Source organism: Geodermatophilus maliterrae (assembly GCF_041018925.1).
Classification (GTDB): domain Bacteria; phylum Actinomycetota; class Actinomycetes; order Mycobacteriales; family Geodermatophilaceae; genus Geodermatophilus; species Geodermatophilus maliterrae.
Genome location: NZ_JBFNXQ010000157.1, coordinates 1 through 7687, shown reverse-complemented (window position 1 = coordinate 7687; position 7687 = coordinate 1). Strand labels below are relative to the sequence as shown.

Below are 7687 nucleotides of genomic sequence, written 5' to 3'. Positions count from 1 at the left end.
GGAAGGGCGCCCGCGCCTCGTTCAGCGCGGCGATCTTCGATCCGTCGACGTCGATGCCGACCACCTCGTGCCCCAGCTCGGCCATCGACGCGGCGTGCACCGCGCCCAGGTAACCGCACCCGACCACCGAGACCCTCACCGACACGGACTCCCCCTGCAACGAGCGGACCTGCCGGCCGACCGGCCGGCTGGGCGCAACCGGCGGACGCCGGGCGACGAGCCGGGATCGTGACACCTGCGGGAGCCCCCAGGAAGGCGGGAGGAGGGATCCGCGGCACCGGGCCGCCGGAATCAACCCCAAGGGAGGAGGGCCACCGGAGGAACCCGTCCGGCCGGTCGTGCGGGACCTATCGTCCGACGGGCGCGGCTCGGGCCGCGGGCCGAACGGCCACTTCCGACTCGGGGGAACGAGGACGCACGATGAACTTCGGTGAGATGCTCCGAGCGCTGCGGCGGGCTTGGTGGATGCCGGCGCTGGGGCTCCTCCTCGGAGGCCTCGCCGCCGTGGCGGTCACGCTGACGACCACGCCCGTCTACACGTCGCACACGCAGCTGTTCGTGTCCACGACCGACTCGTCCTCCACCGCCGAGGCGTTCCAGGGCAACCAGTTCGCGGAGAAGCGCATCGCCTCCTACGCGGAGCTGCTGACCAGCCAGGAGCTGGCCGCCCGGGTCGTGGCCGAGCTCGACCTCGACCTGACGCCGGGGCAGCTGGCCTCCCGCATCGAGGCGGCCCCGGTCTCCGGCACGGTGGTCCTCGACGTCAGCGTCACCGACCCCTCGCCCGAGGAGGCGCAGCGGATCGCCCGGACCGTCGCCGGCGAGTTCATCGCCGCGGTGGAGGAACTGGAGACCCCGGCCGGCTCCCTCACCTCGCCGGTCAGGGTCACGGTCTTCGGTGCCGCGGACCTGCCGCGTTCGCCCAGCGCGCCCCAGCCGGTGCTCGACCTCGCGGTCGGACTGGTCATCGGCTCCGGCCTGGGAGCAGCCACGGCGATCGTCCGGGCCCGGCTGGACCGGTCGCTCAAGGACCCCGACGAGGTGGCGGACCTGGCCGGTGCGCCGGTCATCGGCGTCGTCCTCCGGGACGACGAGCTGCAGGAGCAGCACCGGGTCGACCTGCAGAGCTCGAGCCGGTCGGCCGAGGCCTACCGGCACCTGCAGACCAACCTCCAGTTCCTGGACGTCGACACGCCCCCGCGGGTGCTCATGGTCTCCAGTGCCATGCCGTCCGAGGGCAAGACGACGGTCGCGGTCAACCTGGCACTCGCCCTGGCCGACGCCGGCCAGCGGGTCGCGCTCATCGAGGCCGACCTGCGGCGGCCGCGGGTGACGAGCTACCTCGGCCTCGTCACCGGGGTGGGCCTCACCAACGTCCTGACCGGTCAGGTGCGGGTGGAGGAGGTGGCGCAGCCCCACGGGGAGGACGGGACCCTGGTGGTCATCGGCGCCGGACCGTCGGCGCCGAACCCGGCTCAGCTGCTCGCCTCGGGCGCGATGGGCACTCTCCTGCAGGAGCTGCGGGAGAGCCACGACTACGTCGTCCTCGACGCCCCGCCGCTGCTCCCCGTCGCCGACGCGACCGGCCTCGCCGTCCTGGCCGACGGCGTCCTCCTCTCCGTGCGCCACGGCAGCACGACCCGGGAGCAGCTCCAGCGGACGCGCGCCACGCTGGACCGCGTGGGGGCCCGCACGGTCGGGACCGTCCTGAACATCGTGCCGGCGCGCGACGACGTCAGCGCGGCGTACGGCTACAGCACCGAGTACGCCGCTCGGCCGGCGACCGCGGCGCGCTAGGTGGATCCCCGGCCGTCGGGGGTCGGCGAGCCGTGACGGTGTCCGGCGAGCCGACCCCTGCGACCGCGTTCCGGCTGCTGTTCGTCTGCACCGGCAACATCTGCCGGTCCGCGGCGGCCGAACGGCTGGCGCGGCGGCGGCTCGCGGAGCTCCTCCTCGGGAGTGCCGCCCCCGTCCAGGTGCACAGCGCGGGCACGCGGGCGGTGGTCGGTGCCGCGATCCACCCGGACAGCGCCGCGGCCGTGCGCGCACTGGGCGGTGACGTGGACGGTTTCGCGGCCCGCCGGCTGCGCCGGCCGATGGTGACCGAGGCCGACCTGGTCCTGACGATGACGCGGGAGCACCGGCAGGCCGTGCTCGGCCTCGAGCCGCGGGCCCTGTCCCGGACCTTCACCCTCCGCGAGGCGGCGGACCTGGCGCGGCTGGTCGGCGAGCTGCCGGGCACCGCGGGCACGCCGGCCGGCGACCCGCGCAGTCTCGTGGGCCGGATGGCCGCCGCCCGGCGCCTGCGGGCTAGTGGCGCGGGTGACGACGTCGACGACCCGATCGCCGGGCCCCCGGAGGCGCACGCCCGCGCCGTGGCGAGCATCGCCGAGTGCCTGGGGCCGGTCCTCGAGCACGTCCTCCGCCCCTCGTCGCGCCAACACGGGTGACGGGCTCCTCGCCGGGAGCAGCGGGTCGCTCCCGCGGTCCCGCGGACCAGCGCACCGCGGAGGACCGGATCTGGCGCGGCCGCTCGGCCCGGCCTGCGTCCTGACACGTCTGCCGGCGCCCCCGCTCGACGACCAACTCGGTAAGGACCTGCGGGAACGGGCTCCCGGACGCCTCCCACCTCCCTGGTGAGCTCGCCGCATCCTGGGGCTCCCGGCGGCGCCGGGTCCGCGGCCTCGACGGGCGCACGAGTAAAGACGTATCAGGACGCGGCGGTCCGGCCTCATCATGGTGAGGATCGCTCAGCGGGGTGGTGGTGCAATGATCCGGCTCTTCGTCAGCTACTCGCGCAAGGACGAGGCCGCGGTCGAGGGGATGATCACCGACCTCGGACGGGCCCACTTGTCGGTGTGGCACGACCAGGCCCTCCATGGTGGGGACCCGTGGTGGCAGGACATCCTGCGGCGGATCCGCGAGTGCGACGTGTTCCTGTTCGCCCTGTCCGAGAACTCGCTGGCATCCAAGCCGTGCCTGGCCGAGCTGTCCTACGCGCGGGCGCTGGGTCTGCCGCTCCTGCCGGTGCAGGTGGGCCCGGTGGGCAATCTCCGGCTCACTCCGGTCGCCGACATCCAGGTGGTCGACTACCGGGAGCGGACGCTGGCCCACGGGATGGCGTTGATCGAGGCGATCCAGGACGTCGCGGCCGGACGGCGGCCGTTGCCCGACCCCCTGCCGGAGCCGCCGCCGGTCCCGTTCGAGTACCTGCTGCGTCTGGGCACGGCGATCGGTGCAGCACAGCTGACGCCGGATCAGCAGGGAGACTTCATCCGTCAGCTGCGCGAGTGCCTGGAGACGGAGGAGGACGAAGGGGTCAAGGACGACGCCCGGGAACTGTTGCGTGCGCTTCGACGCAGACCCGACATCACCTACCGAAACGCCGGGGCGGTCGACCACCTGCTCGCCGACCTGGCTGCTACGGACACCCGGGAGATCCACTTCGCAGATGCCGGCGGGCGCCACCCTCCTCCCGCGGGCACGACGGTCCCCGCCACCGGTGCAGACGCCGAGGACACCGAGCGTGGGCAACCTCCTGGGCCGCAGACGAGCCCCGCCGACTCCGATGCCGACCGTCGACGTCCGCGTCATCGGGCAGCGGGCTCGACCGCTGCGGCGCCGGGTGGGGGGACGCGGTCCCGCCTCGTGCCTCGCGTGCTCATCAGCGGCGTCCTGCTGCTCGTCCTCGCAGCCCTGGCAACGAGCGTGCTGCTCTTCCGCTCCGCCAACACCACCATGGTCCATGCCGAGGCCGCCGACGACCCCGGGGACTACCCCGCATTCGTGACACTGCCCGCCGACACCGAGCCCGGGCAGCGACCCACACCCCCGCCGGGGGAGACCGTGTCCGGGAACACCCCCGGCCTCTACGGCGGCACCGGAGCCAACACCTGCGACGTCGAGGCGATGGCGCGCCATCTGGAGGCCCATCCGGACATGGCAACCGCCTGGGCCGGTGTCCGCGAGATCCGGCGCGACCAGATCCGCCCCTTCCTGGCCTTGCTCACCCCGGTGACCCTGCGCACCGACACCGCCGTCACCAACCACGGCTATGACGACGGCCGGGTCATCCCCTTCCAGTCCGTGCTGCAGGCCGGAACGGCGGTGCTCGTCGACCAGTGGGGCGTCCCGCGGGTCCGATGCGCCTGCGGCAACCCCCTGAAACCACCCGACCCGCCGCCCAGGGCACGCTACGAGGAATCGGCGTGGCCGGAGTTCTCGACCCGGACCGTGGCAGTGATCACGCGGGCGCCGGAGATCGTCACCACGTTCGTCATCGTGCAGCCGGACACCCGTGAGGTCGTCGCCCGGCCCCAGGGGACACGGGGCGACCAGGACCAGGCTCCCGACCCAGCCGACGCCGCGGCGGCCCGCGACTTCGGCGAGCGGGACTCGGGTCCATCGTCACGCGGCCCGACGGATGAATCACCCACAGAGCCGGACGATCCGGCGGGGAACGGCGATTCGAGCCCGGGCGACGAGAGCCCGAGCTCAGGACCCCAATCCTCCAGCGAACCAGAACCGACCGTGGAGGAGACCCCGGGGGAGGAGGTCCCGACGGAGGAGGTCCCGACGGAGGAGACCCCGACGGAGATCCCGGAGGAGGAGACCCCGACGGAGGAGGTCCCGGCGGAGGAGACCCCGACGGAGGAGGTCCCGGCGGAGGAGACCCCGACGGAGATCCCGGAGGAGGAGACCCCGACGGAGGAGGTCCCGGCGGAGGAGACCCCGACGGAGGAGGTCCCGGAGGAGGAGACCCCGACGGAGGAGGTCCCGGCGGAGGAGACCCCGACGGAGGAGGTCCCGGCGGAGGAGACCCCGACGGAGATCCCGGAGGAGGAGACCCCGACGGAGATCCCGGAGGAGGAGACCCCGACGGAGATCCCGGAGGAGGAGGCCCCGGAGGAGGAGCCGGTGGAAGAGGAGCCTCCCGCCGACGGCAGCTGACGCAGGACCGGCGGTATGCCTGTGACGCGAACCGTGCCCCCACTGTGGGGACGCCGAGGAGGCGCTGCGGATGCGGTCTTGCCGATCGTCGCCCGCGAGGTGCGCCAGGAGGCCCCACTGCCGCGGGCCCGTTCGGAGACGTCGGCCCCTTGCGTCGGATGTCGACGGCAGTCCGACCTGTGCCGTCCCGTGCGTCTGGGGTACTGCCCTCTGGATGTGGCCCGGGAGCTACTGCTCACCCGCCACCGGCTCACCGAGCGGCGCGGCTTCGCCGACCTGCTCCCCGACGATCACGGGGTCCTGGACAGTCGTCACCCACGTCCGGCGTCACGGAGTCGTTCTCCCGTTCCTCCGCCCATGACGGTCACGAGGAACGGGAGTCCCACCACGGGAGAGCGTTCACGAGGTCGGCGGCTGGTAGTTCGGCTGCACCTGGCCCGCCGCGTCGACCTCCTCGGGGGTCATGAGGACGACGGTGCGCACGCTGACAGCGCCACTGCCGTTCACCGCGAGCGCGATGGCGGTCGCCGTCCGGGCATCGGGCAGCTCGACGATCGTGTAGACGTCGTCGGACCCGAACGCGAAGTCGAAGCTCTCCACCCGCCCGCCCAGGTCCGAGACCATCGTCTCGATGGCAGCCCGCCGAGCGGTGCCGCCTGCCGCGAGGACCGCCTTCGAGCCCTGCGGTGAGTAGTTGCCGATGAACAGGTAGCGAGGCACGGCGCCTCCTCACTCGGCCCCCGTGCAGGCGCGATGATCCCGCCGGTGACCGCCGGCGACAACGAGAGCTGCAGCGCCGGAGCGGTCCCCGGCGTGCCGGCAACGGACGGTCAGACCGTTGGCCAGGTGAGCGGCGGACCGCCCCGGCGACCCGAGAGGGAGGGCTCCTCGTCAGCCGGGCGTCGTGGCCGGCGGCGCCGGGCGGGACCGGGCGGCCGCAGGCACGGTCAGCTCGTCGCGGAAGAGCCGCCGGGCCGCGAACCCGCCGCAGCGGCCGCGAGCACCCCCGCTGCCGCCCGTGCCGAGGACGACGACCAGGTCCGGCCAGGACCAGCTGCCGGTCCGACCCGCCCTCGTCGCGGCGCGCGAGGTCGAACGCAGAGCTCGAACGGCCATGCGGATCCGCGGCGAGTAGGGCACCAGCCATCTGTTGGACTGACGGCATCCCACCCGGCTTCTCGGCCGACGAGATCGTCTCGACACGATCCTGCGCGCGATCCCCGGCCTGGTCCCCGGCCAGGAACGAGCACCACGACCTGTTCCCCTCCATCGCCTACCGGGAGCTCACGGCCGGCCTCATCCAGGCTCCCCACCGTTCCGAACAGGTCGACGACCGCGCGCCGCTGACGATGCGGAGGCTGCTGGCCGAGTGCCTGTGCCTGGCCAACAGTCTCACGGTCAGGGCTCCGCGGAGCTGCTCTCGCTGGAGGAGGAGCTCGTCGTGGTGGGGGCCGTGGTGGTCGGGGCCGTGGTGGTGGGGGCCGCCGTGGTGGGGGCCGCCGTGGTGGGGGCCGTGGTGGTGGGGGCCGCCGTGGTGGGGGCCGTGGTGGGAGCCGCCGTGGTGGGGGCCGCCGTGGTGGGGGCCGCCGTGGTGGGGGCCGTGGTGGTGGGGGCCGCCGTGGTGGGAGCCGCCGTGGTGGGAGCCGCCGTGGTGGGAGCCGCCGTGGTGGGGGCCGCCGTGGTGGGAGCCGCCGTGGTGGTGGGGGCCGCCGTGGTCGGGGCCGTGGTGGTGGGGGCCGTGGTGGTGGGGGCCGCCGTGGTGGGGGCCGTGGTGGTGGGGGCCGCCGTGGTGGGAGCCGTGGTGGTGGGGGCCGTGGTGGTGGTCGGGGCCGCCGTGGTGGGGGCCGCCGTGGTGGGAGCCGCCGTGGTGGGAGCCGCCGTGGTGGTGGGAGCTGTGGTGGTGGGAGCTGTGGTGGTGGGAGCTGTGGTGGTGGGAGCTGTGGTGGTGGGAGCTGCGGTGGTGGGAGCTGCGGTGGTGGGGGCCGCCGTGGTGGCCGCGGTGGTCGGGGCGGTGGAGGTGCTCGTCTGCGACGGCGTCGTGGTTCCCGCCGAGGTACTGGTCCCGGTCTGGGTGGTGATCGCGGACGAGGAGGTCGTCCCGGTCGAGTCGCTCGTCTGGGCTGACGCCGTCGGCTCCGGTGGCGTCGTCCCGGACGGGGTCGTGGGGATCGTCGGCGGCGTCGTGCCGGGGAGGAACTGGACGAGCGGAGCATCACCGGGCCCTGGGGGCGGCACGGTCCCGCTACCGCTGGTCTGTTGCCCTTCCGGTGGCGACGACCCGGGAGGGGCCGGGTCCGCGGGCGGCAACAGGTCGGACGGATCGGGGCCTGGTCCGTCCGTGGTCGAGGTGCCGACGTCCCCGTCTCTGGTCGGCGCCGCCCGCCCGTCCGCGGCCTCGCCGTCCACGGGGTCCTGCGAGCCCTGGACGGCACCGGCCACCCCGAGCAGCATCCCGAGGACGGCGGCGCCGGCCAGGAGGCGTCTGGCCCTCCCGCGCATCCCACGGGACGGGACCGTCGACGTGGCCCTCCCGAGGCCCGTCAGGCGCCGACGGTGTCCGTCACCCCTCCGGTGCGCGCTGTCGTCGGGCACGGAGTCCCCGGGCCGGCCGGCCGGGGGTGGGGTGGAGGTCGCGGCGGCGGCGCCGGCGGCGTAGGCCGCCTGCTCGCCGGCGTGCTGAGCCTGCGGGGCGGCAGTGGTCTGGGCAGTGGTCTGGGCAGTGGCCTGGGTGGTCTGG

6 protein-coding genes are annotated in these 7687 nt (G+C 74.3%); 4 read left to right on the top strand and 2 right to left on the bottom strand.

All coding sequences use genetic code 11. The annotated features are described in order from the left end of the window. Window positions 1-127 (bottom strand): hypothetical protein (locus ABQ292_RS25520; RefSeq protein ID WP_369210506.1); only part of this gene is annotated, 127 nt, incomplete at its 3' end. Between the two features lie 293 nt (window positions 128-420). On the opposite strand from ABQ292_RS25520, the gene ABQ292_RS25510 reads away from it, so the two are divergent. From ABQ292_RS25510 to ABQ292_RS25500, 3 genes are all read left to right on the top strand, one after another. Beyond that, window positions 421-1797 carry a tyrosine-protein kinase domain-containing protein gene (locus ABQ292_RS25510; RefSeq protein ID WP_438940638.1) on the top strand — a complete coding sequence of 459 codons (1377 nt, stop codon included), beginning with the start codon at window positions 421-423 and terminating at the stop codon, window positions 1795-1797. Between the two features lie 32 nt (window positions 1798-1829). After that, on the top strand, window positions 1830-2450 hold the full coding sequence (locus ABQ292_RS25505; RefSeq protein ID WP_369210504.1) for an arsenate reductase/protein-tyrosine-phosphatase family protein: 621 nt from the start codon (window positions 1830-1832) through the stop codon (window positions 2448-2450). A 319-nt stretch (window positions 2451-2769) separates the two neighbouring features. Further along, window positions 2770-4950, top strand: a complete 2181-nt coding sequence (locus ABQ292_RS25500) for a DUF6777 domain-containing protein (protein ID WP_369210503.1) — start codon at window positions 2770-2772, stop codon at window positions 4948-4950. Between the two features lie 399 nt (window positions 4951-5349). Here ABQ292_RS25500 and ABQ292_RS25495 read toward each other — a convergent pair whose 3' ends face one another. Beyond that, window positions 5350-5670 (bottom strand): GYD domain-containing protein, encoded by a 321-nt coding sequence (locus ABQ292_RS25495; protein WP_369205159.1) that lies wholly within the window; start codon window positions 5668-5670, stop codon window positions 5350-5352. Window positions 5671-6391: 721 nt separating this feature from the next. On the opposite strand from ABQ292_RS25495, the gene ABQ292_RS25490 reads away from it, so the two are divergent. Next, complete coding sequence (locus tag ABQ292_RS25490) at window positions 6392-7606, top strand: hypothetical protein (RefSeq protein ID WP_369210502.1); 1215 nt, start codon at window positions 6392-6394, stop codon at window positions 7604-7606. The last annotated feature ends 81 nt before the right edge of the window (window positions 7607-7687 follow it).

Excerpts from the sequence above, each read along its gene's own strand:
- ABQ292_RS25510 (WP_438940638.1), top strand. The coding sequence starts at position 421 with ATGAACTTCGGTGAGATGCTCCGAGCGCTGCGGCGGGCTTGGTGGATG.
- ABQ292_RS25500 (WP_369210503.1), top strand. The coding sequence starts at position 2,770 with ATGATCCGGCTCTTCGTCAGCTACTCGCGCAAGGACGAGGCCGCGGTC.